The following is a 25,468-nucleotide window of genomic DNA, read 5'->3' as shown; positions in this document are numbered from 1 at the left end:
CTAGGGTGACCTGGTGAATCGGCTGTCCTCGTTTGTCCGCAAGGTTGCTCGTGCGCTCACGCCGCCGGTGCGCAGAAACGTGCGCACGGATGCCGCCCCCGACGCGCCGCCGCTCACCGTCCGCACCCGGCTCATTGCCTCACCTGGCGCGAACGGCCTGAAGATCAGCTATGCACCCGACGCGGACGGGGACGCTGACGCCGGCGAGATCGTGTGGACCTGGGTGCCTTACGCCGAAGGCGACGGGCGAGGCAAGGATCGGCCAGTCCTCGTGATCGGGCGCCAGGACGCCGATCACGTCTATGCCGTACGACTGACCAGCCAACCGCACGACGGCGAGGGAGGCTACATCGCGATCGGCTCAGGGCCGTGGGATGGGCGAGGGAGAGCATCCTGGGTCGACATCGAGCAGCTCTACAGTGTGCACCGTCGGGGCATGCGTCGTGAGGCGGCGGCGCTGGATCTCGATCGCTTCGTGCTCGTCGCCAACGCACTGCGCCGCCGTTACGGATGGGACGCCGAGAGGCGCCGATGATGCCGAATGTGGTGGGCGATACCAGACTCGAACTGATGACCTCTTCCGTGTGAAGGAAGCGCGCTACCAACTGCGCCAATCGCCCAAGACCCTCGCGGGCCAAGTCTCTATCCTACCGGATTCCTGGTCGAGCACACGACCGCGGACCCCGACACGCGCGGAGCCGTTTCGGTTTTGCGCGGCGGCGATTCTCGACTAAAGTCGATCAAGCGCCACACGGTGGTGCAATGCGGATGTAGCGCAGTTGGTAGCGCATCACCTTGCCAAGGTGAGGGTCGCGAGTTCGAGTCTCGTCATCCGCTCGAGTGCGGGGCTTCCTTCGGGAGCACGACACGTGGGTCGAACCACACACGGTGGCGTGGCCGAGCGGCTAGGCACCGGCCTGCAAAGCCGTTTACACGGGTTCGAATCCCGTCGCCACCTCGCATGACAACTGAATAGCCTTTTTTAGGCGCGATTGGCGCAGCGGTAGCGCGCTTCCCTGACACGGAAGAGGTCACTGGTTCGATCCCAGTATCGCGCACCACGAACAACGAAAACCCCCGGAGTTCCGGGGGTTTTCTCGTGTGTCCAGGTGGTTGGTTCCGCGCAAGCTCGCTGCGCACTACGCGGCCAGGGCCACCCGGATCGAATTCGCCCAGGGATCCTCGAAGGTAAGTGTCGCGCCGTCATCGGCCACGTCGACACCGTGGTGGCGCATCCGTTCATCGAGCGCGCCGAGGTCGTCACTCGATGGGACCAGGAGATTGACTTCACCGAGGCCCAGCGCGGGCTGACGCCGCCCGGCGCCGCGGCTGTTCCACACGTTCATCGCCATGTGGTGGTGGTAGCCACCGGCGGAGACGAACAGCGCCGAGCCGTGGAAGTCCAGCGTGGCGTCGAACCCCAGCCGGTCGACATAGAAATCGCGCGCTATGCTTACGTCTCCGACGCTGAGGTGGACGTGCCCGACTCGCGCCGCACGGATGCTGTCAGGCTCGGTGGACGGGTCGCTGAGGTGCTCGCGCAGGAACTGATTCGGGTCAAGGAAGAGGGTGTCCATCTCGACCTGTCCGTGCGTCCAGGACCACTGCGTTCGGGCGCGGTCCCAATACAACTCGACACCGTTGCCCTCAGGGTCCGTGAAGTAGAAGGCCTTGCTGACGAGGTGATCGGCGCTGCCGGTGAACGTTCCAGGGGCCCGACGTGCGACCGATGCCACAGCCGAAGCGAGGGCAGTTTCTGTCTCGAACAGGATTGCCGTGTGATACAAGCCCGCCTGCCCGGACGCGGCGTGACGGAGCTCGGGCGTGTGAACAAGGACCAGTACGGGAACGCCGCCACGTCCCAGCGTGGCGGTCGGTCCGGCGTGACTGAGAAGCTGCAGCGGCACCGCCTCGGTGTAGTAGCGGATCATCGCATCCAGGTCTCCGACCTTCAGAGTGACCGCTCCCATGTGGGTTGCTGCCGCGAGCTTGTCAGACATGCCGAACCTTTCGTTCCTGTCGTCCAGAGCCGTTACCGGACGACCGCGAAGCCAGCGGTCCAGCTGGTCTTCTCGGAGGCAGCCAGGGTCAGCTGGAGGAAGCCGATCGCCTCAAGCTCGTGTGCACGCGCCAGAGCGCCGGCGTCAAGCGCTGCAAGCCCACCGGCGGTGACAGCGTTGATCAAGGCAGCTTTCGCGTCAGCGTCGTCTCCGGCGACCAGCACCGTGGTCTTCTCGGTTCCGACCGTTCCAGCCGCCAGGGTAGCCGCGAAGTTCGTGTTGAAGGCTTTGAGGACGCGTGCGCCCGGCAGAGCCTTCTGGAGCTCAGCCGCAGCCGATGAGCCGACCGGCACCACGAGGGAGTCGAACGTCTCGAAGTTCAGGGGGTTCGTGATGTCCACGACGGTCTTGCCCGTCAGCTGCTCGCCGTAGGTTGCTGCGATCGTCTCGAGGGCGCCATACGGGACGGCGAGGACGACAAGGTCGCCCTCGATCGTTGCGTCCGTATCACCGCTGACGATGTGCTGGATCGAGGCGCCCCCGCGAGCGAGGACGCCGGCGATGGCCCCGCCCATGTTTCCGTTGCCGAAGATGGTGATCGTGCTCATGATGTGACCTGCCTTCTCTGAGAGTCCCGCGGGCCTGCGGGAGGTGGATAGCCCATGCGAGCTATGTGACTGCCCAACATAGTTGTAGCAACAACTATTCCCGTAGAATCGCACAATGCACAGAACCCGATCTTTCACGGCCGAGGAGCGGGCCACCTGGGTTCCGCTCGTTGCCGTACTCGAACTGCTCCCCAAACAACTGGACACGCAGCTGAAGCGGGATGAACAGCTCAGCCACTTCGACTACTTCGTCCTCTCGCTACTGGCACTCAGCGATGGGCGCACACTGCGGATGAGCACACTGGCGATCGAGTCAAACGCCACGCTTCCGCGTCTGTCGCATGTCGTCTCACGCCTCGAAGAGCGAGGATTCGTTCGGCGCCTCCCGGCGCCTGAGGACGCGCGTGCGACGGATGTCGAACTCACCAGTGCTGGACGCCGCAAGGTCATCGCGGCCACACCAGGGCACGTCGCCAACGTGCGTTCTTTCGTGCTCGACGCGCTCTCCCCGACCCAGCAGGCGCTGCTGCGCGAGATCGCGGAGATCATTCTTGATCGCCTTGACCCGACCCAGAGTCTCGCTGCGCACGCACGACACGTGCCGGTCGATTCCAGCACGTAACGACGAAGACCCCCGTCCTTCATCGGATGGGGGCCTTCGGGTCGATGTGGATCAGGCCTCGCTCATCGCGAGCTTCTCCTTCTGGCCCTTTGCGGCGTAATACGCGGCACGGGCTGCATCCCGGCGCGCCTGCTCGGCCTGGCCGGCCTCGCGGATCTCCTCCGAGACGGGGTAGTACTCGGTGGTGGGCTTGCCGTGGTACTTCTCGATGTAGGCGTCAAGCTCCGGGCCCGACGTCCAGGATGTGATGAGGCAGTAGCGCGGCTCGTCGCCCTGGTGGTGGACGGCGTGCCAGAGACGCTGCGTGTCGACGATCAACTGAGCACCAGCCGGCAGCGCGATGCGGTACTCGATGCTCGGGTCGGTGCGGTTCTCACGCAGGACGAAGTAGCTGTCCTTGTCATCGGTCAGGTTGAAGAACCCACGAACTACCCAACCGGTGCCGTCGGGGTTGAGGCGGTTGTTGTCGTCCTGGTGGAGGTTGTAGAGGCAGTCGGCGTACGAGTTCGGCTGCAGCTCGATGATGCGGCACCGTCCCACGTTCGCGCCTGGCTCCTTCGCCCGGGCGGTGAGGGTTGGTGCAAGTGCGGTCTGGGAATCGATCCAGACGCCGTCCTTGTCGGTACGGGGCGGCTGGTGGTTCCAGAAGCCGTTGCACTCGATCTCGCCCTTGGCAGAGGCAAGAGGTGCGAAACGAGTGTCACCCGAGGACTTCCAATCCACGTACTCGATGTCGAGCCATTCCTTCGGATCGATCGGATCGTTGTAGCTGTCGAGGACGACAAAGCCGGTCTCGTCGAGAGCGGCGCTCTTGATGTAACCCATAGGGTTTGTGCCTTTCGGTCGGTGAGCCAGCGCGTTTTTACAGGCCCAACGTAGGCAACCCTACCTCCGGCCCTGCGCGGGAACCTGGGCATCCGCGCCGTGATTATTAGACTCGTCGGGGTCGTCCACGCAGCCGGAGGAGACACTCGATGATCACTGCGACGAACATCCGCGCTCACGCCGTGAACACGGTTGCGTGGTTAGCGTCTGCGCAGGCCACGATCGTCGTCCCGGTCTATCAGCGGCAGTACCGCTGGGATATCGGCGGGTGCGAACAGCTCCTCAGCGACATCCGCGCTGTCGCCGATCGGGATGCCGATCAGATGCACTTCATCGGCTCGATTCTCAGCGCCGCCGATTCTTCGAGTCCCCGCTCGGGCGACGACACGGAGGAATGGGTGCTCATCGACGGGCAGCAACGCATCACGACACTGATGCTGCTGGTCGCCGCGCTGTTCCACACCATCCGGGACGAAGATGCCGCCCTTGCCGCAGAACTTGAGCGCGTGCTCCTTCACGCTGCCACCGGTGACACGAAGCTTCGGCCTCACCGTGAGTGGGCAGGAGCCTTCCGGGACGTCGTCGTTGGGGCTGCGGATGGGGTCCCCGCGCCCTCACGGTTCGCCGACAACTACGCGTTCTTCCGTAGCCAGATTTCCGCCGATGATGTGGCCCGGGTCTGGCGCGGGCTTCAGCGGCTCGAGCACGTCGCCATTTCGCTGGGTACTGGCGCCAATGCGCAGCAGATTTTCGAGAGCCTGAACTCCACGGGCGAGCCACTGCGCGACCACGAGTTGATTCACAACTACGTGCTCATGGGACTCTCGCATGCCGAGCAGCTGGTCATCGAAGACGAGTACTGGGCTGCCATCGAGCGCAGCACCGGCGATCACATCGCCTCGTTCTGGGCCCACTACCTCGTCATGGTCGGCGGACGCGAGGTCGCCACTACCGCGTCGGGTCGCGGTGTCTACGACGTATTCCGCACTCATTTCCCGCGGCTCGACCCCGTGGCGCTTCGAACCCTGGCAGAACAGTGGCGTTCCTTCGCGCAGCTCTACGCGACGCTGCTTGACCCGGAGGGGGAACCGGATCCCGAAATCCGGGCGCGTCTGCACTACCTCAACACGTTCGGCCGCGGGATGTATCCGCTCGTCATGGCGCTCTACGCGCGCCACCGCGCCGGCGAGATCGAGCGCAACGATCTTCTGAGCGTGCTCGACGATCTGCAGTCGCTCCTCTTGCGCCGCGACGTGGTCAGCGTCGGGTCGGATCGTCTCGTTGCCCGCCTCGTCCGCGCATCACGGGAGGGCATCGACGCACTCGCGGCTGCGATCTCTCGCCAGACCCCGTCGGATGACCGTGTGCGTGTTGCGCTGAAGCACAGCCCGCTGCCGCATCCGGAGTATGTCCTGTCCCGGCTGGCCGACGTGGATCCGGCGCAGGATGACCTCGTCATCGACCACGTCTTCCCGCCCGCGCCGTCGGACGACTGGACCGGCGGCGATGGGCGGCGGTGGAAGGACTACAGCGAGGACGAACAGAACAGTCACCGGGCTCTGGCCGCGACCCTCGGTAACCTCGCGCTGCTCGAGGAGCCCCTTGCCGCCCAGGTCTTCGACGCGGACTTCCCCGATAAGCGCACGGTGTATGGCAGGAGTTCCATGACCGTCACGCAGCCGTTGGCGTCGATCGAGACGTGGGGAACCGCCGCGATCAGCGGTCGGTCAGCGGAGCTCGCTCAGCAGGTGATGACGCTCTGGCGCCGCCGGGGCCCGCTCGTCATCGACGACGATGGGTTGACCCCCATTCTGGATGCGATTCCGCGCCGCGGATGGCCCCGAGGCTGGGAGCGCGAGTTCTCGTATGTGGAGTACATCGGTGAGCACTGGGAAGTTCCCGACATCAAGTACCTCTTCAATCGCATCTTCAAGCGGTTGTGGGCGGATCGACGTGACGCGGTCATCGCGTACTGCTCCCGGCGAGGTGGGCCCGTCTACAACGAGCGTGCGTGGAACGGTGACTGGGACAGCCTGGATGACGACCATCACCTGTACATGGGGTGGGACTCGCGATACATGATGGCTGCCGTGCAGGGAGTGCTCGAGGAGGCGGGGCTCGCGCCCGAGGTCTTCGTCAAGTACTCGTACATCGGGCAGATCATGTGATCGCTCTGGTCGGATGCCCCCGCTCGGCTCGGTAGCCTTGAGACTGACATCGCCCAGGAGTTCGCTGTGACACAACCGCTCGTCCCGTCTGACGTGGCCTATCCCGCCGACGGTTTCGCCCTCTTCCCCGATCGCTCTGTCGTGGCCCTGCGGGTCAACGGCACGTTGCGGGATCTCGCGACGGTTGTGACCGCCGAGGACACGGTGGAGCCCGTGACGATCGACAGTGCCGACGGGCTCGACATCCTTCGACACTCGACAGCGCATGTGCTCGCCCAGGCCGTGCAGCGGATCCGGCCGCAGGCGAACCTCGGGATCGGACCGCCGATCACCGACGGCTTCTACTACGACTTCGGCGTCGACGAACCGTTCACGCCCGAAGACCTCAAAGCCATCAAGAAGGAGATGGAGCGCATTGTCCGCGAGGGCCAGCGCTTCACTCGACGGGTGGTCACCGAGGATGAAGCACGTGCGGAGCTTGCCGACGAGCCGTTCAAACTCGAACTCATCGGGTTGAAGGGTGGAGGAGCGGATGCCGCCGAGGGTGCGTCGGTCGAGGTCGGCGGTGCGGAACTGACGATCTACGACAATGTGAGCCGCGACGGCGAGACGGTCTGGAAGGACCTCTGCCGCGGTCCGCACGTTCCGGGCACTCGCATGATCGGTAACGGCTGGGATCTGACCCGAATCGCCGGCGCCTACTGGCGCGGCAGCGAGAAGAACCCTCAGTTGCAGCGCATCTACGGCACCGCTTGGCCGACGAAAGACGAGCTGCGCGCCCACCAGCACCGTCTCGAAGAAGCTGCGCGGCGCGATCACCGCAAGCTCGGCGCTGAACTGGACCTCTTCTCGTTCCCGGACGAGATCGGGCCGGGACTGGCGGTCTTCCATCCCAAGGGTGGCATCATCCGCTACGAGATCGAGCAGTACATGCGTCAGCGCCTGCTCGCCGCCGACTACGAAATGGTCAACTCGCCCCACATCACCAAGGGCGACCTCTTCATGACCAGCGGCCACCTCCAGTGGTACGCCGACGGGATGTACCCGCCGATGGAGCTTGACGAGATCGTGGATGCCGAAGGCCACGTCACCCGGCAGGGGCAGGAGTACTACCTCAAGCCGATGAACTGCCCGTTCCACAACCTGATCTTCCGGTCGCGAGGCCGCAGCTACCGTGAACTGCCGCTGCGACTTGCAGAGTTCGGCACGGTCTATCGCTACGAGAAGAGTGGAACCCTTGCGGGTCTCACCCGCGTGCGGGGGATGACGCAGGATGACGCCCACATCTACGTGACCGCCGATCAGGTGCGCGACGAGCTGACGCGAAACCTCGATTTCGTGCTCTCGGTGCTGCGCGACTACGGTCTGCAGGACTTCTACCTCGAGCTGTCCACCAAAGAGGAAGGCAACCCGAAGTTCATCGGTGACGACTCCTTGTGGGCGGAAGCTACCGAGACCCTCCGCGAGGTGGCCGAAGCCTCGGGCCTCGAGCTCGTGCCCGACCCGGGCGGCGCCGCGTTCTACGGACCGAAGATCTCGGTGCAGGCCCGCGATGCGATCGGTCGCACCTGGCAGATGTCGACGATCCAACTTGATTTCAATCAGCCCGAGCGGTTTGAACTCGAGTACACCGGTCCCGACGGCGCGAAGCACCAGCCGGTGATGATCCACCGCGCGTTGTTCGGCTCGATCGAGCGGTTCTTCGCGATCCTCCTCGAGCACTACGCAGGCGCCTTCCCGGTATGGCTGGCCCCCGTTCAGGTCGTCGGCATTCCCGTCGCCGATGAATATGCCGCCTATCTCGGTTCGTTCATCGACCGGCTCCGCTCCGCGGGCGTCCGAGCGGAGCTCGATCGCAGCGACGACCGCATGCAGAAGAAGATCCGCACGCACACGACCCAGAAGGTCCCGCTTCAGGTCATCGCGGGGGAGCAGGACCGTTCCGCGGGAACCGTCTCATTCCGTTTCCGTGATGGCTCGCAGACGAACGGCATTCCGCTGGATGAGGCGGTCGCGCGCATTGCGGCTGCCATCGAGAGCAAGACGCTCGTCGATACCGCCGAGGACCTGGCATGACGGATGCCGCGGCATCCGGATCGGAGGGAGTGCCGTCGTCCGAGTTCGCCGGGGTGCCCGACGGCTTTCAGCGGCTCTGGACACCTCACCGGATGGCGTACATCCAGGCCGGGGCCGACGCGATGCGCGCCGCCTGCCCGTTCTGCGCCGCACCGGGAAAGCCGGATGCCGACGGCCTGATCGTCCACCGCGGCACGAGCGCCTACGTTCTGCTGAATCTCTTTCCGTACAACTCCGGTCACCTGTTGGTGTGCCCGTACCGCCATGTCGCGACGTACGATCAGGCAACGGCCGAGGAGACCCAGGAGATCGCCGAGCTCACGCAGACAGCTATGCGCGTACTTCGCTCGGTGTCGCGTTGTGACGGCTTCAACATCGGGATGAACCAGGGTGCGGTAGCCGGTGCGGGTGTCGACGAGCACCTGCACCAGCACGTTGTTCCGCGATGGGCCTCGGACGCGAACTTCTTTCCGATCATCGCGCGCACCAAGGCGCTGCCTCAGCTTCTGGGCGACGTGCGCGAGACCCTCGCGGCAGCCTGGCCCGCCGACTGAGCGTAGAGGTCAGCGAACGCGTGCGACCTCGAACTGCATCCGCGGGTGGGCATAAACCTCCTGCGATTCGATGAGTTGCAGTTCCCGCTCGCCCGAGCCGTACGTGTTCTGCAACAGATCGAACACGCTTGAGACCGTCCGTGCGAGGGCGAGCGCGGCGTCACCGGTCGCCCCGTAGTGGGCGGTGAACAGCGCGGCAGTCACATCGCCGGAGCCGTTCGCCTTCATCGGGATGCGCGGCGTCTGTACGATCCATGCGCCGTCGTCGGTGACGGCGAGCATCTCGATCGTGCCCTCGGGAGCGTCAGGGCGTTCGACACTGGTGACCAGGACCGTCCGCGGGCCCATGGCGCGGGCGAGATCCGCCGAGACGAGCGTGGATTCGAGATCGGCGGGTTCGGTGCCCGTCAGGAAGCCGAGCTCGAACTGGTTCGGGGTGATGATGTCGGCAGCGGGAACTACACGCTCGCGCAGCAGCACCGGGATGGCCGGCGCAACGAAGCATCCTGACTTCGCATTACCCATGACCGGATCGCAGGCGTAGACCGCCGCCGGGTTGGCGGCTTTGACCCGGGCGACGGCGTCCAGGATCACATCTCCGATGCCCTCGGAGCCCTGGTAGCCCGACAGCACCGCGTCGATCTGCGGAAAGACTCCGCGCTCCTCGATGCCGGTGAGCACCTCCGCGACGTCCGCCGGCGAGATCAGCGGTCCGCGCCAGGCGCCGTACCCGGTGTGGTTGGAGAAGTTCACGGTGTACACCGGCAAGACCTCGACGCCGATGCGCTGCAGCGGAAACACCGCTGCCGAGTTGCCGACGTGGCCGTAGGCGACGGCGGACTGGATCGAAAGGATCTTCATGAGGGCTGGCCTGCTTTCGTGGAACGAGCCGCGTCGATAGCGGCTGACAGATCGGATGCCAGGCGTGTCGCCTCGGCATCGGTGAGGTCGTGAACGGTCAGGCGCAGGTGCTGGGCGGCATCCTCCCCGGCGAGCACGAACTCTTCGCCGGAGCGCGCGAGCCACCCGCGCCGCATGAGATGCTCGCCGACAGCGCGAGCTGGGGCCCCGAGCGGCACCCACAGGTTGAGGCCGTCGGCCGCATGCGCCGGAACACCGGCATTCTGCAGCAGCTGCGCAACTGCAGCGTTGCGTTCGGCGTAGTGGGCTCCCGCACGACGGATGTCGTCGCGGACTGCATCGTCGGTGAGCAGCGCGTGAGCAAGGCGCTGAAGCAGATGGCTCACCCACGTCGTTCCCGGGCTCAGGCGCAGCGCGAGACGTGCCGCCGTTTCGGGGTCCGACGCGGTGACCGCCAGGCACATGTCGGGGCCGAGGAATTTCGACACCGACCGGATGAGAGCCCAGCGTTCGTGATCGGGTCCGACGATCGTGTGGAAGGGGCGCTCGGAGAGGAGGGAGAAGTGGTCGTCCTCCACGACGAGAACATACGGGTGCGCGGCGAGCTCGGCGCGCAACGCGGCTGCCCGCGCTGCTGACAGGCTGGCGCCGGTGGGATTCTGGGCGCGGGGGGTGCTCACGATGGCACGCACCCCGGCATCCAGGGCCGCACGGAGGCCGGCGACAGTCATTCCTTCGTCGTCGACAGGAACCGGCACCGCCCGGTAGCCGCCCAAACGCAGGATGTTCATCGTCGACAGGAAGCAGGGGTCTTCGACGGCGACGGCATCCTCACGGGCGAGGGACTGTCCGAGCAGGCGCTCGATCGCGTCTGACGCGCCGCCGGTGATCGTCAACCGCAGCTCGGGCTGATCGACCATCGCCTCGCGCATCCACGCGTTCGCCCACGCCTCGAAGTCGCGGTCGATGACCGGCTCACCGTAGAGCACGGGTCGGCCAGTGACGCGCGAGAGCAGGCGGGTTGGATCGGGGATGAGTGCGGCATCCGGATTTCCGGTGCCGAGGTCGCGCAGAACCGTTCCGGAAGCAAAGCCCTCCTGCGGCATCCGGGGCGATCCGGCAATGAGGGTCCCGCCCCTGCCCCGTGTCACGACAGTTCCCGCCTGGGCGAGATGGCGATAGGCAGCGACGACAGTATTGCGATTCACGCCCAAACGCTCGGCCAGGGCGCGGACCGGGGGGAGCGCGTCACCGGGAGCGAGCACGCCGCGTTCGACGAGGCCCCGAACGCTCTCCGCGATGTCGGTCGCCGTCGAGCCGGCGATGGCCGGGTGCGCATCGAGGGCAGTCATCCCGACGAGTCTAAGCGGTGGGACATGCTAGGTTTTGGCATAGGTCAAGACGAAGGGATCCTCGTGTCCGCATCCACCACCGGTTCGTCTCGCGTCAAGCGCGGGCTCGCCGAAATGCTCAAGGGCGGCGTCATCATGGACGTCGTCACCCCCGACCAGGCGAAGGTCGCCGAGGACGCGGGCGCCGTCGCGGTGATGGCCCTGGAGCGGGTGCCCGCTGACATCCGCGCGCAGGGCGGCGTGTCGCGCATGAGCGACCCCGACATGATCGACGGCATCATCGAGGCGGTGTCGATCCCGGTCATGGCCAAGGCGCGGATCGGGCACTTCGTCGAAGCTCAGGTGCTGCAGGAGCTCGGCGTGGATTACATCGACGAATCCGAGGTACTCTCGCCCGCCGACTACGTCAACCACATCGACAAGTGGGGTTTCACGGTGCCTTTCGTGTGCGGTGCCACGAACCTCGGTGAGGCTCTGCGCCGTATCAACGAGGGCGCCGCGATGATCCGCTCGAAGGGCGAAGCCGGCACCGGTGACGTCTCTGAGGCCATGAAGCACATCCGCAAGATCAAGGGCGAGATCGCCGCACTCGGTGCGCTCTCCAAGGATGAGCTGTACGTCGCCGCCAAGGAACTTCAGGCTCCGTACGAGCTCGTCGCCGAGATCGCTGAGACCGGAACGCTGCCGGTCGTGCTCTTCGTCGCTGGGGGCGTTGCTACGCCCGCGGATGCCGCGATGATGATGCAGCTCGGGGCCGACGGCGTCTTCGTCGGATCGGGCATCTTCAAGTCCGGGAATCCGGCGGAGCGCGCGGCGGCGATCGTGAAGGCGACGACCTTCCATGACGACGCGAAGGTCATCGCGGACGTGTCCCGGGGCCTCGGCGAAGCGATGGTCGGCATCAACGTCGCCGACCTTCCGGCACCCCATCGCCTCGCCGAGCGGGGCTGGTGAGCACTACCCGTCCGCATGTCGGTGTGCTCGCCCTCCAGGGCGATGTGCGCGAGCATGTGGCGGTGCTGCGCGGCCTCGACGTCGAGGTTTCCGTCGTGCGCCGACCCGAGGAACTCGCCGCTGTCGACGGGCTGGTCCTCCCCGGCGGCGAGTCCAGCGTGATCGACAAGTTGTCCCGAGCCTTCGGGATGCGTGAGCCGATCATCGCGGCGCGAGAGGCCGGGATGCCGATGTACGGCACGTGCGCCGGCCTGATCCTCTTGGCCGACGACATCATCGATGGCATCGATGGTCAGCAGACATTTGGTGGCCTGGACGTCATCGTGCGCCGCAACGCGTTCGGAAGCCAGGTCGACTCGTTCGAAACTGACATCGATGTGCCAGTCTTCGGCGAGCCAGCGGTGCACGCGGTCTTCATCCGTGCGCCGCTGGTCGAGCAGGTCGGGGAGCGAGCCGAGGTCGTGGCATCCCTCGACGACGACCGTGTGGTCGCCGTCCGCCAGGGTGCCCTGCTCGGAACCTCGTTCCACCCCGAGGTGACCGGCGAGACGCGGTTCCACGAGTTGTTTCTGCGCGCCGTGCGCTCGGCAGCCTGACGGAGCACGCTTCACGCGGCCGATAGAATCGAGCGCATGTCCGGCCACTCCAAGTGGGCGACGACCAAGCACAAGAAGGCCGTCATCGACGCGCGTCGTGCCAAGTCGTTCGCCAAACTCATCAAGAACATCGAAGTCGCAGCCAAGCTCGGCGGTGCCGATCTCGCTGGTAACCCCACGCTGTACGACGCCGTGCAGAAGGCGAAGAAGACCTCGGTTCCCAATGACAACATCGACCGCGCAATCAAGCGCGGTGCAGGCATCTCGGGCGACGCCGTCGAATACCAGACGATCCTCTACGAAGGCTACGGACCGAGCGGCGTGGCCCTCATGATCGAGTGTCTGACCGACAACAAGAACCGCGCGGCAGCCGAAGTGCGCACAGCGCTCTCGCGCAACGGAGGAACGCTGGCAGACCCCGGGTCAGTCGCCTACAACTTCCACCGCAAGGGAGTCATCGTCGTCTCGGGTGAGGGCACCACAGAAGACGACGTCATGATGGCGGCACTCGAGGCAGGGGCCGAGGAGATCGAGCCGCACGCTCAGGGATTCGAAGTCATCACCGAGGCATCCGACCTCGTCGCCGTGCGTTCGGCGCTGCAGGAGGCGGGCCTTGACTACGAGTCGGCGGATGTCGAGTTCGTTCCCTCGCTCAAGGTCGAGGTCGACGCCGACACTGCACGCAAGGTTTTCCGGATCATCGACGCTCTCGAAGACAGCGACGACGTCCAGAACGTCTACAGCAACTTCGACCTGTCGGCCGAGGTCCAGGCCGAGCTCGAGAACGACGAGTAGGGCGCGCCTTCTGGGCACCGCCGCTCGTCGCGCCTAGCGTTACCGGGTGGCGACTGTTCGCGTGCTCGGAATCGATCCCGGCCTCACCCGCTGCGGCGTGGGTGTCGTGGATGTCGCTGCCGACCGCTCTGCGGCACTTGTCCATGTCGGCGTGATCCGGACGGATGCCGACCTCGCCATCGAGCTGAGGCTCGCCGGCATCGCGTCCGGCATCCGCGAGATCCTGGATTCGCATCGGCCCGATGTCGTTGCGGTGGAGCGCGTGTTCGCCCAGCACAATCGGAGCACGGTCATGGGTACTGCGCAGGCCAGCGGTATCGCGTTGATGCTCGCGGGCGAGCGGGGTCTTCCGGCGGCTACGCACACCCCGACCGAGGTCAAGGCCGCGATCACCGGGTACGGCAGCGCCGACAAACGCCAAGTGCAGACGATGGTGGCGCGCATCCTGCGGCTGGATGTCCTCCCGCAGCCTGCAGACGCCGCCGACGCCCTGGCGCTCGCTCTGTGTCATGCGTGGCGCGGCGCTCCTCAGGCGCGCGCGGCGACCGGCGGCTCGCTGACCAAGGCGCAGCAGGCCTGGCGGGATGCCGAGCGGCGCGCTCGGGTCTGAGCGTGTCGCTCGAACAAATGTCCGATTCGCCGCATAGCCTGCTCTGAGGCGCGGGCCGCGCCGAACGGAAGGAGCACGATGATTTCGTCAGTGCGGGGCGTCGTCGGCTACGCCGACCTGGACTCGGTGGTGATCGAAGTCGGGGGAGTGGGACTCAACGTCGCCGTGACGCCCGACGTCGCCCGCGCGGCGCGAGTCGGTGAACCGCTGTTCCTGCACACATCGTTGATCGTCCGAGAGGACGCACTGAGCCTCGTGGGCTTCGAGACCCGCGACGAGCTGACGACGTTTCTGCTGCTGGTCGGAGTCACCGGCGTCGGCCCGAAGTCCGCACTGGGAGTGCTCAGCGCGATGTCGGTCGATCAGATCGCCACCGCTGTCGCCGCCGAAGACGACGCGCCCTTCCGTCGGGTATCGGGAATCGGCCCGAAGACGGCAAAGCTGATCGTGCTGCACTTGACGGGGAAGGTCATAGCCCCCGCTGCGGCGTCGCGCGCGGCATCCGGATCTGACAGCCGAGCTGACGCGGTGACAGCCGCGTTGACCGGGCTCGGATGGCCCGAGCGCCACGCCGCCGAGGTGGCAGCGAGCGTCATCGAGGATGCCGCCTCCGAGGCGTCAGTGCAGGATCTGCTGCGCCGAGCGCTGGCAGAGCTCGGGCCCGCACGCAAGGAGACGACCCGTGGATGACCTCACCGACCCCGCGCCCTCGAAGGATGAGTCGGAGCTCGCGATCGAGGGAGCGTTGCGGCCGTCGTCCCTCGCTGAGTTCGTGGGGCAGACGAAGGTCAGGGGACAGCTTCAGCTCCTGCTCGACGCAGCACGCCTTCAGGAGCGACCCGCCGATCACATCCTGCTGGCCGGTCCACCAGGCTTGGGCAAGACGACGCTCGCCATGATCGTCGCTCACGAGAGCGAACGGCCGCTGCGGATGTCGAGTGGACCGGCGATCCAGCACGCCGGCGATCTCGCGGCTCTGCTCTCGAGCTTGACTCCCGGTGAAGTGCTCTTCATCGATGAAATCCATCGCATGGCTCGCTCTGCCGAAGAGATGCTCTACCTCGCCATGGAGGATTTTCGGATCGACATCATGGTCGGCAAAGGCGCCGGTGCCACGAGCATCCCTCTCGATCTGGCCCCGTTCACGCTCGTGGGCGCCACGACGCGCGCGGGCCTGCTCCCGAATCCGCTGCGAGATCGGTTCGGCTTCACAGCGCACCTGGAGTATTACGAGCCCGAAGAACTGGAGCGGGTCCTCGAGCGATCGGCGCGGATGCTGGACGTTCCGCTGCCAGCCGAGTCTCGCGCCGAGATCGCCCGGCGCTCACGAGGGACACCGCGCATCGCGAACCGGCTGCTACGGCGGGTCCGCGACTACGTCGTCGTCCACGGTGGCAGCGCCTCTGCGGCATCCGTAGACGCCGCCCTCGACCTGTACGACGTTGACGCGATTGGCCTTGACCGACTTGATCGCGCCGTCCTGGAGGCGCTCGTGCGCCGGTTCCATGGCGGTCCCGTCGGACTCAACACTCTCGCCGTGACCGTCGGCGAGGAAGCCGACACGATCGAGTCTGTGATCGAGCCCTACCTCGTGCGCATCGGCTTCATGGGCCGCACCCCCCGCGGCCGCGTTGCGACTCCTGACGCCTACGCGCACCTCGGTGTACGTCATGCCGATCAGACGCTGAGATTCGATGACCTATAATTCCTGGAGGCTTTGACCCCACGCGGCCCGACGTCTGCGCGGCCGCACCCGAAAGGCGCCCTTCTTCATGAACTTCCAGGACTTCTTCCTCAACTACGGCCTGCTCATCCTGCTGGGCGCCCTCCTGGTGTTCATGTTCTGGAACTCCAGCCGCCGCATGAAGAAGCAGCGCGAGGAGCAGGCACAGAAGGCGCGCCAGACCGTTCCCGGCGCCGAGGTGCTGCTGCAGGGCGGCCTGTACGGCACCATCGTCGAGTTCGACCCCGACAATCTCGACCAGCCTGCGGTTGTCGAGATCGCGCCCGGCGTCGACATCAAGGTCCACAGCCAGGCGATTCTGCGGATCATCACGCCCGCTGACGAGGTTGAGGACGAAACCGACGACGGTTTCGACGACATCGTCGACAACTATCACGAGACCCACGACGGCGAGTCCTCGGATGCTGTGACCACGGACGCGGAGCCGGCCGCCGAGACCGACGCCGACGGGCGCGACGGCGACACCAAGCCCAACGCCTGACCCTTTCTGGAAAGCATCCCGTGGCTGCATCCACTCCTGTTCGCCGTGCCTGGCGGGCCCTCACCGGTCTGCTGACAATCACGGCGGTTCTGTTCGGTATCAACGCCCTGGGCGTCTATGGGTTCAACGCAAGTTCATGGGCACCGGAGCTCGCCCTGGACCTGCAGGGCGGCACCCAGATCATTCTCGAAGCGCAGACCGCGGACGGTGCTGACCCGTCGGCCGAGCAGATGAATCAGGCTGTCACGATCATCCGCCAGCGTGTCGACGCCTCGGGTGTCGGCGAAGCTGAGGTCACCACAGAGGGTGGCAAGAACATCGTCGTGCAGATCCCGGGCGAGGCAGACGAGCAGACCCGGCAGAGGATCGAGGCCTCCGCGCAGCTGCAGCTGCGAGCTGTGCTGTACACGGGGTCGCCTGCCACGTCGTTCATCGGCGAGGACGGCGAGTCCACCCCGTATCCGACGCCGGACCCCAGCCTCGAGTCGACGCCGACAGTGGAGCCCACCAGCGGGAGCGACACCAACTGGATCACGCCGGCATTGCAGGCGGAGTTTCTTGCGTACGACTGTGCGAACCCGGACAACGATCCCGCGAACGCGCCCACTGATGAGCCACTCATCACGTGTGACGCATCGGGAACGGTCAAGTACATCCTCGGACCGGTGGAGTTGGACGGGTCATCGATCGTCGACGCGACGAGCGGACTCGAGCAGACTTCCGGTCGATGGGTCGTGAACCTGCAGTTCAACGAGTCCGGGACTGAGACCTTCGGGCAGATCAGCCAGCGGCTCTTCGGAGCGACGCCGCCGCTCGACCAGTTCGCCTTCGTCCTCGACGGCTACGTCCTGACCGCTCCGTCGATGAATGCGCAGATCCTCGACGGACGCCCGAGCATCAGCGGCAGCTTCACGCAGGAGTCCGCAAAGGTCCTTGCCGACCAGCTGAAGTACGGTGCGCTACCGCTGAGCTTCGTCGTCGTGAGCTCTGACACGATCTCGGCAACCCTCGGGTCCCAGCAGCTGCAGATCGGGTTGATCGCGGGCCTTATCGGCCTGGCCCTGGTCGCCATCTACTCGCTCATCGTCTACCGCGCCCTCGGGTTCGTGATCATCGCCTCCCTCGTCGTGATGGCGGTGCTCACGTACGTGATGCTGCTGATCCTTGGCTGGCGCATGGGCTTCCGGCTCTCGCTCGCCGGTGTCGCGGGTCTGATCGTGTCGATCGGGTTCACCGCTGACTCGTTCATCGTGTACTTCGAACGCATTAGAGACGAATTGCGCGACGGCAAGTCGATCACCGGCGCCGTCGAAGACGGTTGGTCGCGAGCGAAGCGCACGATCTACATCTCGAAGTCGATCAACATTCTCGCGGCGGTCGTGCTCTACATCCTGGCCGACGCAACGGTGAAGGGTTTCGCCTTCACCCTCGGCCTCACGACCGCGATCGACGTTTTGATCTTCATCATCTTCACGCACCCCGTGATGCAGCTGCTGGCCCGCACGAGATTCTTCTCATCCGGCCACCCGCTTTCGGGCCTCGATCCCGACGCCCTGGGCGCCGTCTACCGCGGGCGGGCACAGTTCCGCGCGCCGGTCGTGGCGCCAAAGACAGCCGCCGAGAAGCGGGCGTCTCGCTCCAAAGGTGAGGCCGCGCGCCGCCAGACGATCGCCGAGCGCAAGCTTGCCGAGTCCCGCACGTCCGGCTCTAGCCAGACCACCGAGGGAGAGGACACCCCCTGATGCGCTCCCTCAACCAGCTCGGAAACGACCTGTACAGCGGGAAGACGTCCTTCCCCTTCGTCGGCAAGCGGCGGCTGTGGTTCATCATCGCCGCGATCCTCGTCATCGGTTCGGCACTTGTGCCTTTCATCAGGCCGATTCAGTTCTCGATCGAATTCACCGGGGGCTCCCAGTTCACCGTTTCGCGTGCCACCAGCACCGACCAGCTCATCGCCACCGAAGCAGTGCAGTCGGTCGTGCCGGGCGCGACGACGAAGGTCGCGACAGTCGGTGCCGACACGATCCGCGTCCAGACCGATCAGATGACGGATGCCGAGACGCGCGATGTCGCTGCAGCACTCGCCGAGGCGTACAGCGTCGACGCGAGCGAGGTGACCACGTCGTTCATCGGCCCGAGCTGGGGACAGGACGTCACGCGCCAGTCGCTCTGGGGTCTGGCCATCTTCCTCGCGCTGACCTTCATCATCCTCGCGCTGTACTTCCGCACCTGGAAGATGTCTGCGGCAGCAATCATCGGCCTCGTCGACGTGCTGGTGATCACGGTGGGGATCTATGCGCTGTTCGGTTTCGAGATATCGCCTGCCGCAGTGATCGGGTTCCTCACGATTCTCGCGTATTCGCTCTATGACACGACAGTCGTGTTCGACAAGATCCGGGAGAACACCTCGGAAGACGGCGAGATATCGGGCCGCACCTTCGGCGAGTCGGTGAACCTGGCAGTGAACCAGACGCTGGTCCGCTCGATCAACACGACAGTCGTGGCGATCCTGCCGGTCGGCGCGATCCTGTTCATCGGGGCGTTCTGGCTCGGAGCCGAGACGCTGAGCGACATCTCACTGTCGATCTTCGTGGGAATCATCGTTGCGGCCTATTCGACGCTGTTCGTCGCGGCGCCGCTGTTCTCGCTGTTCCGTGAGGGCGAGCCGGCCATCCGTCAGCGCGATGAGCGGGTCCTCGCCGCCCGCGAACAGGCGGTAGCTTCGGCCTGATCGCCCCTAGCGCAGCGTAGGATATGGGCTCCAGCGAAGGGAGGGCTACCGGGTGACCGAGACAGTCCCGCCCGCCCAGAGCGTGCCTCCAGGGTCCTCGTCGTTGCTGAGGCTCGTGCCGCGCATCTTCTCGCGTGCCGCACGTCGCGACGATGTCGAGAAGCTCTTGCGCACCGTCCGCACGCACCATCCCAAGGGTGATCTGGCGATCATCGAGCGCGCCTACGCGATCGCCGATCGCGCCCATTCGGGACAGAAGCGTCAGAGCGGCGAGCCCTACATCACGCATCCGCTGGCTGTGGCCCAAATCCTCGCCGATCTGGGCCTTGGCCCCAAGGCTGTGGCGGCCGCCCTTCTGCACGACACCGTCGAAGACACCGGTTACTCGCTCGATGCCCTCGCCGCGGAGTTCGGCGACGAGGTGGCGATGCTCGTCGACGGGGTGACCAAGCTCGACAAGGTCAAGTACGGCGAGAGCGCGCAGGCAGAAACCGTACGCAAGATGATCGTCGCGATGTCGCGCGACATCCGTGTCCTGCTCATCAAACTCGCTGACCGGTTGCACAACGCACGGACGTGGGGCTTCGTCCCTCCCGAGAAGGCCCGCAAGAAGGCCACCGAGACGCTCGAGATCTACGCACCACTCGCGCATCGCCTCGGTATCCAGACCATCAAGTCCGAGCTCGAGGACCTGTCGTTCGCTGTTCTGCATCCGAAGCTCTACGCCGAGATCGAGAGCCTGGTCAAGCAGCGCACCCCGCAGCGCGATAAGTACCTGCAGAACGTCATCGACGCCGTCGACACCGATCTGCGCGAGTTGCGTATCCGCGGGCGCGTACTCGGTCGCCCGAAGCAGCTGTACTCCGTCTATCAGAAGATGGTGGTGCGGGGTCGCGAGTTCGACGACATCTACGACCTCATCGGCATCCGCATTCTGGTCGCGTCGGTGCGGGACTGCTACGCCGTGCTGGGTGCGATTCATGCCCGGTGGACGCCGTTGCCCGGGCGGTTCAAGGACTACATCGCCACCCCGAAGTTCAACCTCTACCAGTCGCTTCACACGACGGTGATCGGACCGGAGGGTCGCACCGTCGAGATCCAGATTCGCACCCACGAGATGCACCAGCAGGCCGAGTACGGTGTGGCAGCCCACTGGAAGTACAAGGAGCGGATGGCCGGCGGGAAGATCGACGACAAAGCCGTCGACGCAGATCTCGCGTGGCTCGCGCGGATTTCGGATTGGCAGGCAGAAACCGCCGACCCGGGAGAGTTCCTCGATTCGCTGCGCTTTGAGATCGGCGCGAAAGAGGTTTACGTCTTCACCCCCAAGGGGCGCGTGATCGGACTTCCGGCGGGCGCGACGCCGGTCGACTTCGCCTACGCAGTGCACACCGAAGTCGGTCACCGCACGATGGGCGCGAAAGTCAACGGGCGGCTCGTTCCCCTCGAGTCCGAGCTCAAGAGCGGGGACGTCGTCGAGGTGTTCACCTCGAAGAACCCGGATGCCGGGCCAAGCCAGGACTGGCTGAGCTTTGTCAAGAGCACCAGAGCTCGCAGCAAGATCCGGGGATGGTTCACGAAGGAGCGGCGCGAAGAGGCAATCGAACAGGGCAAGGAGTCGATCGCGCGCGCGATGCGACGCCAGAACCTGCCGCTGCAGCGACTGATGAACCAGGACACGCTCAGCGAAGTGGCTGACGGACTGCGTTACGAAGGCGTATCAGCACTGTACGCGGCTGTCGGCGAAGGCCATGTCTCGACGCAGTCGGTCATCGAGAAGGTCACGGCGCTCGTCAGCGCATCGAACGACACGGCCACGGGGCCGATCGACCTCCCGCACGTCGGGCGCTCGCGTCAGCCGCGCGCCGGTGACTCGGGCGTTCTCGTGCGCGGTGCACCCGACATCCTCGTCAAGCTCGCGAAGTGCTGCACGCCGGTGCCCGGCGACGAGATCCTCGGGTTCGTGACGCGGGGAAGCGGTGTCTCCGTGCACCGAGCTGACTGCACGAACGTGGCATCGCTGCGCTCGGACCCCGAACGCCTCATCGATGTGGAGTGGGCCCCGACGACCAAGAGTGTGTTCCTGGTGCAGATCCAAGTCGAAGCCCTCGACCGTTCAGGGCTGCTCAGTGACGTGACTCGCGTACTCAGCGAACACCACGTGAACATCCTCTCTGCATCCGTATCCACCACGAACGACCGTCTGGCGATTAGCCGCTTCGTGTTCGAGATGGGCGACATCGTCCACCTTGACCGCGTCCTCAATGCGGTCCGCCGCATCGATGCCGTCTACGACGTCTACCGGGTCACGTCCTCGTAGGTTCAGCGCTGCGGGAACGCAACAGGTCGAGGGCTCGCACCTTGTGCGGAACGGTGCCGGCGTGCTCTAGCCAGTCGATGCCTGCCCGGATCGTCGCGGGGTCTCGCGCAAAGCCGTCGAGAGCTGTCCGGTGGTCGGCGTCACCCACGCGAGCAAGGTCGGCGACCGTCCGCGCCGGAGACGTGACCAGCACCCCGCCGATCCGGTAGAGGTCGCTGGCGGGCAGGTACGGGTCTCGATAGTGGAGTCGGCGATGGATGACGCCGTGGATGCGATGCGGCACCGCTCGCTGCACGGTATGCCGGGAGGGCGGCTCACTGATGACACCGTGCACCCATGCTGCCGAGAGGTGAGTCGCCGCCATGAGATCGCGAAGCAAGGGCCCCAGAGACGCTGCCCGCGCGCTGGGCGTTTCCACGGTGTCTGCCGGCATATAGGCGGCGTCGATCTCGATGAGGTGCCCGTCGAGGCGTGCGGCAGACAGCTCCGCCAGCGAGAGTCGCTCATCGACGAAGTACAGAAACGGCGAGGTCATCCCCGCAGTCTGCCTCCGGTCGACTCACTCGCCGGTGCGCTGTTGTCAGTCTGTGGAGAAGTCCCGGTCAGCCCTCGACCGCGCGGAGCCAGGCGCGCCGGGCCTCGAGAGCCTCGCTTGCCTGCTTGATCGCCCGCTGGTCCTTACGTGCGGTGGCCTCGGCAAGCTCCGCCTCGAGCTTGGTGATCGCGTCATACAGCTGGCGGGTCATGTCGTTGGCACGTGCCGTGGTCTCGGGATTGTTCCGCGTCCACTCGGCGTCCTCGCGCGCACGGACCGACACTTCGATCTTGCGCAGCTCATCATCGAGGGCACGCTCCTGATCGCGCGGAAAGATGCGACCGATGTCATCCCACGACCGCTGAATCGCGGTGAGGGCGCTGCGCGCAGCGGCAAGGTCTGACATGTCGAGAATCGGGCGTGCCCGCTCGAGGAGTTCCCGCTTGGCGTCGATCTTCTCTTTCGATGCCTCGACCTCCGCAGCCTCACGACCCGCCCGTGCCGAATAGAGCGCGTCCCCGGCAGCTTTGAACCGAGCCCATAGTGCGTCGTCGACCTTCTTGCCGGCGCGGCCCGCAGCTTTCCACTCGTTCAGCAGGTCACGGTAGGCGCCGATGCCGTCTTCGCCGCGCGGCGCGAGCGCCTCTGCGCGCTCAACCAGACGGTTCTTACGCTCACGAACTGCCTTGTGCGCCTCATCGAGCTCGGCATAGAACTCGCGGCGGTGCTTGTCGACAGTTGCCCGCGCGTCTCGGAATCTCTTCCACAGCGACTGCGAGATCGACTTGGGAAGGTGCGGACCGTTCTGCTGGTGAGACTGCCACTGGTCGAACAGCGAGCTCATCTCGGCCGAGGCCGTCTTCCACTGCACGGTCTTGGGGTCGCGCGCGGCGATCGCTTCGGCCTGCTCGACGAGCCGTGTCCGCTCGGCAATCGCGGCATCCACGGCCTCCCGAGCCTGAGCGGCCTCGGCGGCGCTCGCTTCGGTCAGCGACGCGGTGAGAGCCTCGACCCGGGCGCTCAGCGCTGCGAGGTCGCCGACAGCTGACGCTCCCGAGATCTTCCCGCTGAGGGTCGCAGCTGTCGCACGCAGGTCCGCGGCGCTGGCACCACCGCGGCGGTGGCGAACTTCCAGGAGTGTGACCTCGGAGGCGAGATCAGAGAATTTCCGCTCGTAGTAGGCCAGAGCCTCTTCAGCGGTGCCGTCAGGGTATTGACCGACGACGCGCCACTGGTCGCCTTCGCGAACCGAAACCGTGCCGTCGTCATCGACGCGGCCCCAGGGCTGTTCGACGGGGGTGGAGGACGAAGCTGTGTCTGACACGGAAGGCACCTCAATGCGGCGAAGCCGCCTGCGGGGGATGGACGCTTAAGCCTAATACGGAGCGCCTCCGCGGCCAGGCTCGGATGCGGCGGCGATGTCGTCGTGCGCGGCTAGCCTGGATCCCATGGCGAACACGGCGGGGCTCTTCTCCGGGCAAACCCCGCTGCCGGTGCGGATGAGACCCACGTCCCTCGACGAGGTCGCCGGACAGCAGCACCTGCTGCGGCCGGGTGCGCCGCTTGTCGTGCTCGCGGATCCCGATGGTGGCGCGCGAGCGGCGACATCCGTCATCCTTTGGGGTCCGCCGGGGACCGGCAAGACCACTCTCGCCCAGGCTGTCGCGCGCTCATCCGGTCGCCGCTTCGTCGAGCTGTCGGCTGTCACCGCCGGAGTCAAGGATGTGCGCGAGGTGATGCAGGACGCTCTGACGCAGCGCGACCTGTACGGAACCTCCACGATCCTCTTCCTCGACGAGATCCACCGATTCACCAAAGCGCAACAGGACGCGTTGCTGCCTGGCGTCGAGAACGGTTGGGTCGTCCTGATCGCCGCAACCACGGAGAATCCGTCGTTCTCGGTCATCTCGCCGTTGCTGTCCAGGTCGCTGCTGCTGACGCTGCAGCCGCTGACGGATGCCGATCTCGCCGAACTCATCGACCGGGCGGTGTCGGATGCGCGCGGACTTGCCGGTGCCGTGGCCCTGACCGACGAAGCACGCGCTGCACTCGTGCGGCTCGCTTCCGGTGACGCCCGCCGCGCCCTTACCGCCCTGGAGGCAGCGGCGTCCCTCGCCGAACCGGAAGCCGACGGGGCAGCCGGCACGATCACCGCCGAGCACGTCGCGCAGGCGGTGGACCGGGCGCTCCTTCGATATGACCGTCAGGGCGACGAGCACTACGACGTCATCAGCGCGTTCATCAAGTCGATCCGCGGGTCGGATCCGGATGCCGCGCTGCACTATCTTGCGCGCATGATCGAGGCGGGGGAGGACCCCCGCTTTATCGCACGTCGTCTGATCATCTCGGCCGCCGAGGACATTGGTCTCGCAGATCCGCAGGCCCTCCCGCTCGCGGTTGCGGCAGCCGACGCGGTTCAACTGATCGGCTTCCCCGAGGGACGTATTCCGCTTGCTGAGGCGACGGTGTACCTCGCGACCACGGCCAAATCGAACGCCGCGTATCTGGCGATCGATGCCGCGATCGCCGACGTGCGCCAGGGCGGTGGCGGCAGAGTCCCGCCGCACCTGCGGGACGCGCACTACCCGGGAGCCGCGCGGCTCGGACACGGGAAGGGTTACCGCTACCCGCATGACGATGAGCGCGGCGTGGTCGCGCAACAGTACCTTCCCGATGCGCTGCGCGACCGCAGCTACTATCGCCCGACCTCCCGTGGCGCAGAACGGGAGATTGCGGCACGGTGGAGCCGAATCCGCCGCATCCTCGGCAGGCCGGAAGAGCCCGGCTCGGGCGCCGCTTCCGGCGGGGACTGAGAGCTCTGGTAGACTAGTTCGGTTCGAAACCGAGTTTTCGGATATCCCCTCACTCGAGATCACCTTTCGGTGCGCTGCGACGTGCGAACCGAAGCGGGAGTGCGGGATACGTCCATGAGTCGCGAGAGTCGCGGCCATGTCATCGGAAGGAATCCTTCGTGCCTACGAAGTCCCAGGACCGCCGCAAGGTGCGCATGTCGCGCGCCCTCGGCGTCGCACTTACCCCCAAGGCAGCTCGCTACCTCGAGAAGCGTCCCTATGCACCGGGCGAGCACGGCCGCACCAAGCGCAAGGCCGACAGCGACTACGCCGTCCGCCTGCGCGAGAAGCAGCGTCTGCGCGAGCAGTACGGCATCCGCGAGAAGCAGCTGCGCATCGCGTTCAACGAGGCCCGCCGCAAGGACGGCCTGACCGGTGAGAACCTCGTCGAGCAGCTCGAGATGCGCCTGGACGCGCTGGTTCTTCGTGCCGGCTTCGCCCGCACGACCGCGCAGGCTCGTCAGCTCGTGGTGCACCGCCACATCCTCGTCGACGGCAAGACCGTGGACCGCCCCTCGTTCCGCGTCGCACCCGGCCAGCTCATCCACGTCAAGGAGAAGAGCGAAGGCCTCGAGCCGTTCCAGGTCGCCGCGGCCGGCGGACACGCCGAGGTTCTGCCCCCGGTTCCGGGCTACCTCGAGGTCGAGCTCGACAAGCTCCACGCCCGTCTCGTGCGTCGCCCCAAGCGCGCCGAGGTGCCCGTGGTCTGTGACGTTCAGCTCGTCGTTGAGTACTACGCGGCGCGCTAAGCGGCGCGTAGTACAGCCGCGAAGCGGCCAACAAC

At 65.9% G+C, this 25,468-nt stretch carries 24 protein-coding genes and 4 tRNA genes; 20 read left to right on the top strand and 8 right to left on the bottom strand.

Going from position 1 to position 25,468, the window contains the following annotated elements; all coding sequences use genetic code 11:
• Nucleotides 1-13 precede the first annotated feature (13 nt).
• Complete coding sequence (locus B3587_RS03995) at nucleotides 14-535, top strand: type II toxin-antitoxin system PemK/MazF family toxin (protein WP_292726707.1); 522 nt, start codon at nucleotides 14-16, stop codon at nucleotides 533-535.
• A gap of 9 nt (nucleotides 536-544) precedes the next feature.
• On the opposite strand, the gene B3587_RS03990 is transcribed toward B3587_RS03995, so the two are convergent.
• Nucleotides 545-620: transfer RNA gene (locus tag B3587_RS03990), tRNA-Val, on the bottom strand.
• A 144-nt stretch (nucleotides 621-764) separates the two neighbouring features.
• On the opposite strand from B3587_RS03990, the gene B3587_RS03985 reads away from it, so the two are divergent.
• The 3 genes from B3587_RS03985 (at nucleotide 765) to B3587_RS03975 (ending at nucleotide 1,061) form a co-directional block, all read left to right on the top strand.
• Nucleotides 765-837: transfer RNA gene (locus B3587_RS03985), tRNA-Gly, on the top strand.
• 50 nt (nucleotides 838-887) lie between these two features.
• A tRNA-Cys gene (locus B3587_RS03980) sits at nucleotides 888-958 on the top strand.
• Nucleotides 959-986: 28 nt separating this feature from the next.
• Nucleotides 987-1,061: transfer RNA gene (locus B3587_RS03975), tRNA-Val, on the top strand.
• A gap of 78 nt (nucleotides 1,062-1,139) precedes the next feature.
• On the opposite strand, the gene B3587_RS03970 is transcribed toward B3587_RS03975, so the two are convergent.
• Nucleotides 1,140-2,000, bottom strand: a complete 861-nt coding sequence (locus B3587_RS03970) for a VOC family protein (RefSeq protein ID WP_292726705.1) — start codon at nucleotides 1,998-2,000, stop codon at nucleotides 1,140-1,142.
• A gap of 32 nt (nucleotides 2,001-2,032) precedes the next feature.
• Entirely contained in the window at nucleotides 2,033-2,608 is a 576-nt protein-coding gene (locus B3587_RS03965; protein WP_292726703.1) for an NADPH-dependent F420 reductase, read from the bottom strand.
• Between the two features lie 115 nt (nucleotides 2,609-2,723).
• Here B3587_RS03965 and B3587_RS03960 point away from each other — a divergent pair, with 115 nt between their 5' ends.
• Nucleotides 2,724-3,230, top strand: a complete 507-nt coding sequence (locus B3587_RS03960) for a MarR family winged helix-turn-helix transcriptional regulator (protein WP_292726701.1) — start codon at nucleotides 2,724-2,726, stop codon at nucleotides 3,228-3,230.
• A gap of 51 nt (nucleotides 3,231-3,281) precedes the next feature.
• Here B3587_RS03960 and B3587_RS03955 read toward each other — a convergent pair whose 3' ends face one another.
• Nucleotides 3,282-4,055 carry a hypothetical protein gene (locus tag B3587_RS03955; protein ID WP_228178786.1) on the bottom strand — a complete coding sequence of 258 codons (774 nt, stop codon included), beginning with the start codon at nucleotides 4,053-4,055 and terminating at the stop codon, nucleotides 3,282-3,284.
• Nucleotides 4,056-4,204: 149 nt separating this feature from the next.
• Here B3587_RS03955 and B3587_RS03950 point away from each other — a divergent pair, with 149 nt between their 5' ends.
• The 3 genes from B3587_RS03950 (at nucleotide 4,205) to B3587_RS03940 (ending at nucleotide 8,853) form a co-directional block, all read left to right on the top strand.
• Complete coding sequence (locus B3587_RS03950) at nucleotides 4,205-6,223, top strand: DUF262 domain-containing protein (RefSeq protein ID WP_292726698.1); 2,019 nt, start codon at nucleotides 4,205-4,207, stop codon at nucleotides 6,221-6,223.
• Nucleotides 6,224-6,289: 66 nt separating this feature from the next.
• On the top strand, nucleotides 6,290-8,299 hold the full coding sequence (gene thrS, locus B3587_RS03945; protein ID WP_292726695.1) for a threonine--tRNA ligase: 2,010 nt from the start codon (nucleotides 6,290-6,292) through the stop codon (nucleotides 8,297-8,299).
• On the top strand, nucleotides 8,296-8,853 hold the full coding sequence (locus B3587_RS03940) for an HIT family protein (protein WP_292726693.1): 558 nt from the start codon (nucleotides 8,296-8,298) through the stop codon (nucleotides 8,851-8,853). The genes thrS and B3587_RS03940 overlap by 4 nt, the downstream gene beginning before the upstream one ends.
• A gap of 9 nt (nucleotides 8,854-8,862) precedes the next feature.
• Here the strand turns inward: B3587_RS03940 and pdxY are convergent, their stop codons facing one another.
• Nucleotides 8,863-9,714 (bottom strand): pyridoxal kinase PdxY, encoded by an 852-nt coding sequence (gene pdxY, locus B3587_RS03935; RefSeq protein ID WP_292726691.1) that lies wholly within the window; start codon nucleotides 9,712-9,714, stop codon nucleotides 8,863-8,865.
• Nucleotides 9,711-11,066, bottom strand: a complete 1,356-nt coding sequence (locus B3587_RS03930) for an aminotransferase class I/II-fold pyridoxal phosphate-dependent enzyme (protein ID WP_292726689.1) — start codon at nucleotides 11,064-11,066, stop codon at nucleotides 9,711-9,713. The genes pdxY and B3587_RS03930 overlap by 4 nt, the downstream gene beginning before the upstream one ends.
• A 63-nt stretch (nucleotides 11,067-11,129) precedes the next feature.
• Here B3587_RS03930 and pdxS point away from each other — a divergent pair, with 63 nt between their 5' ends.
• The 10 genes from pdxS to B3587_RS03880 all read left to right on the top strand — a co-directional run bounded on the left by pdxS (nucleotide 11,130) and on the right by B3587_RS03880 (nucleotide 21,297).
• Entirely contained in the window at nucleotides 11,130-12,020 is an 891-nt protein-coding gene (gene pdxS, locus B3587_RS03925; protein WP_414683112.1) for a pyridoxal 5'-phosphate synthase lyase subunit PdxS, read from the top strand.
• Entirely contained in the window at nucleotides 12,014-12,616 is a 603-nt protein-coding gene (gene pdxT / locus B3587_RS03920) for a pyridoxal 5'-phosphate synthase glutaminase subunit PdxT (RefSeq protein ID WP_292726722.1), read from the top strand. The genes pdxS and pdxT overlap by 7 nt, the downstream gene beginning before the upstream one ends.
• A gap of 36 nt (nucleotides 12,617-12,652) precedes the next feature.
• The gene (locus tag B3587_RS03915; protein ID WP_228178775.1) at nucleotides 12,653-13,411 is read left to right on the top strand and encodes a YebC/PmpR family DNA-binding transcriptional regulator; all 759 of its coding nucleotides are present in this window, start codon (nucleotides 12,653-12,655) and stop codon (nucleotides 13,409-13,411) included.
• A gap of 46 nt (nucleotides 13,412-13,457) precedes the next feature.
• Complete coding sequence (gene ruvC, locus B3587_RS03910) at nucleotides 13,458-14,021, top strand: crossover junction endodeoxyribonuclease RuvC (RefSeq protein WP_228178773.1); 564 nt, start codon at nucleotides 13,458-13,460, stop codon at nucleotides 14,019-14,021.
• Between the two features lie 78 nt (nucleotides 14,022-14,099).
• Complete coding sequence (gene ruvA, locus B3587_RS03905; protein WP_292726684.1) at nucleotides 14,100-14,711, top strand: Holliday junction branch migration protein RuvA; 612 nt, start codon at nucleotides 14,100-14,102, stop codon at nucleotides 14,709-14,711.
• Complete coding sequence (gene ruvB, locus B3587_RS03900) at nucleotides 14,704-15,726, top strand: Holliday junction branch migration DNA helicase RuvB (RefSeq protein ID WP_292726682.1); 1,023 nt, start codon at nucleotides 14,704-14,706, stop codon at nucleotides 15,724-15,726. The genes ruvA and ruvB overlap by 8 nt, the downstream gene beginning before the upstream one ends.
• Before the next feature lie 67 nt (nucleotides 15,727-15,793).
• Nucleotides 15,794-16,246, top strand: coding sequence for a preprotein translocase subunit YajC (locus B3587_RS03895; RefSeq protein WP_228178770.1), 453 nt, complete (start codon nucleotides 15,794-15,796; stop codon nucleotides 16,244-16,246).
• Between the two features lie 20 nt (nucleotides 16,247-16,266).
• Nucleotides 16,267-17,988, top strand: a complete 1,722-nt coding sequence (gene secD / locus B3587_RS03890) for a protein translocase subunit SecD (protein ID WP_292726679.1) — start codon at nucleotides 16,267-16,269, stop codon at nucleotides 17,986-17,988.
• Nucleotides 17,988-18,977 (top strand): protein translocase subunit SecF, encoded by a 990-nt coding sequence (gene secF / locus B3587_RS03885; protein ID WP_292726677.1) that lies wholly within the window; start codon nucleotides 17,988-17,990, stop codon nucleotides 18,975-18,977. Before secD ends, secF begins: the two co-directional genes overlap by 1 nt.
• Nucleotides 18,978-19,029: 52 nt before the next feature.
• Nucleotides 19,030-21,297 (top strand): RelA/SpoT family protein, encoded by a 2,268-nt coding sequence (locus B3587_RS03880; RefSeq protein ID WP_292726675.1) that lies wholly within the window; start codon nucleotides 19,030-19,032, stop codon nucleotides 21,295-21,297.
• Here the strand turns inward: B3587_RS03880 and B3587_RS03875 are convergent.
• Together B3587_RS03875 and B3587_RS03870 are read right to left on the bottom strand one after the other, a co-directional pair.
• Complete coding sequence (locus B3587_RS03875) at nucleotides 21,284-21,832, bottom strand: hypothetical protein (RefSeq protein ID WP_228178761.1); 549 nt, start codon at nucleotides 21,830-21,832, stop codon at nucleotides 21,284-21,286. The genes B3587_RS03880 and B3587_RS03875 overlap by 14 nt on opposite strands.
• 67 nt (nucleotides 21,833-21,899) lie before the next feature.
• A complete protein-coding gene (locus B3587_RS03870; RefSeq protein ID WP_228178760.1) occupies nucleotides 21,900-23,156 on the bottom strand; it encodes a DUF349 domain-containing protein in 1,257 nt (418 codons plus the stop codon).
• A gap of 124 nt (nucleotides 23,157-23,280) precedes the next feature.
• Here B3587_RS03870 and B3587_RS03865 point away from each other — a divergent pair, with 124 nt between their 5' ends.
• Together B3587_RS03865 and rpsD are read left to right on the top strand one after the other, a co-directional pair.
• Nucleotides 23,281-24,645: a replication-associated recombination protein A gene (locus B3587_RS03865; RefSeq protein WP_292726672.1), complete on the top strand. Its 1,365-nt coding sequence runs from the start codon at nucleotides 23,281-23,283 to the stop codon at nucleotides 24,643-24,645.
• Nucleotides 24,646-24,803: 158 nt separating this feature from the next.
• The gene (gene rpsD, locus B3587_RS03860; protein ID WP_228178756.1) at nucleotides 24,804-25,433 is read left to right on the top strand and encodes a 30S ribosomal protein S4; all 630 of its coding nucleotides are present in this window, start codon (nucleotides 24,804-24,806) and stop codon (nucleotides 25,431-25,433) included.
• Nucleotides 25,434-25,468 lie beyond the last annotated feature (35 nt).

The organism is Microbacterium sp. UBA837 (assembly GCF_002296025.1).
GTDB lineage: Bacteria > Actinomycetota > Actinomycetes > Actinomycetales > Microbacteriaceae > Microbacterium.
Note: the sequence above shows the minus strand (reverse complement) of the source record. Positions and strands in the feature narration are given on the sequence as shown.

What these genes read in the sequence shown, in the direction of transcription:
- B3587_RS03915 (WP_228178775.1), top strand. Translation starts at nt 12,653, where the DNA reads ATGTCCGGCCACTCCAAGTGGGCGACGACCAAGCACAAGAAGGCCGTC.
- B3587_RS03955 (WP_228178786.1), bottom strand. Translation starts at nt 4,055, where the DNA reads ATGGGTTACATCAAGAGCGCCGCTCTCGACGAGACCGGCTTTGTCGTC.
- ruvA (WP_292726684.1), top strand. Translation starts at nt 14,100, where the DNA reads ATGATTTCGTCAGTGCGGGGCGTCGTCGGCTACGCCGACCTGGACTCG.
- B3587_RS03865 (WP_292726672.1), top strand. Translation starts at nt 23,281, where the DNA reads ATGGCGAACACGGCGGGGCTCTTCTCCGGGCAAACCCCGCTGCCGGTG.
- B3587_RS03930 (WP_292726689.1), bottom strand. Translation starts at nt 11,066, where the DNA reads ATGACTGCCCTCGATGCGCACCCGGCCATCGCCGGCTCGACGGCGACC.
- B3587_RS03960 (WP_292726701.1), top strand. Translation starts at nt 2,724, where the DNA reads ATGCACAGAACCCGATCTTTCACGGCCGAGGAGCGGGCCACCTGGGTT.
- B3587_RS03965 (WP_292726703.1), bottom strand. Translation starts at nt 2,608, where the DNA reads ATGAGCACGATCACCATCTTCGGCAACGGAAACATGGGCGGGGCCATC.
- B3587_RS03940 (WP_292726693.1), top strand. Translation starts at nt 8,296, where the DNA reads ATGACGGATGCCGCGGCATCCGGATCGGAGGGAGTGCCGTCGTCCGAG.
- B3587_RS03970 (WP_292726705.1), bottom strand. Translation starts at nt 2,000, where the DNA reads ATGTCTGACAAGCTCGCGGCAGCAACCCACATGGGAGCGGTCACTCTG.
- B3587_RS03875 (WP_228178761.1), bottom strand. Translation starts at nt 21,832, where the DNA reads ATGACCTCGCCGTTTCTGTACTTCGTCGATGAGCGACTCTCGCTGGCG.
- B3587_RS03895 (WP_228178770.1), top strand. Translation starts at nt 15,794, where the DNA reads ATGAACTTCCAGGACTTCTTCCTCAACTACGGCCTGCTCATCCTGCTG.
- secF (WP_292726677.1), top strand. Translation starts at nt 17,988, where the DNA reads ATGCGCTCCCTCAACCAGCTCGGAAACGACCTGTACAGCGGGAAGACG.
- B3587_RS03950 (WP_292726698.1), top strand. Translation starts at nt 4,205, where the DNA reads ATGATCACTGCGACGAACATCCGCGCTCACGCCGTGAACACGGTTGCG.
- pdxY (WP_292726691.1), bottom strand. Translation starts at nt 9,714, where the DNA reads ATGAAGATCCTTTCGATCCAGTCCGCCGTCGCCTACGGCCACGTCGGC.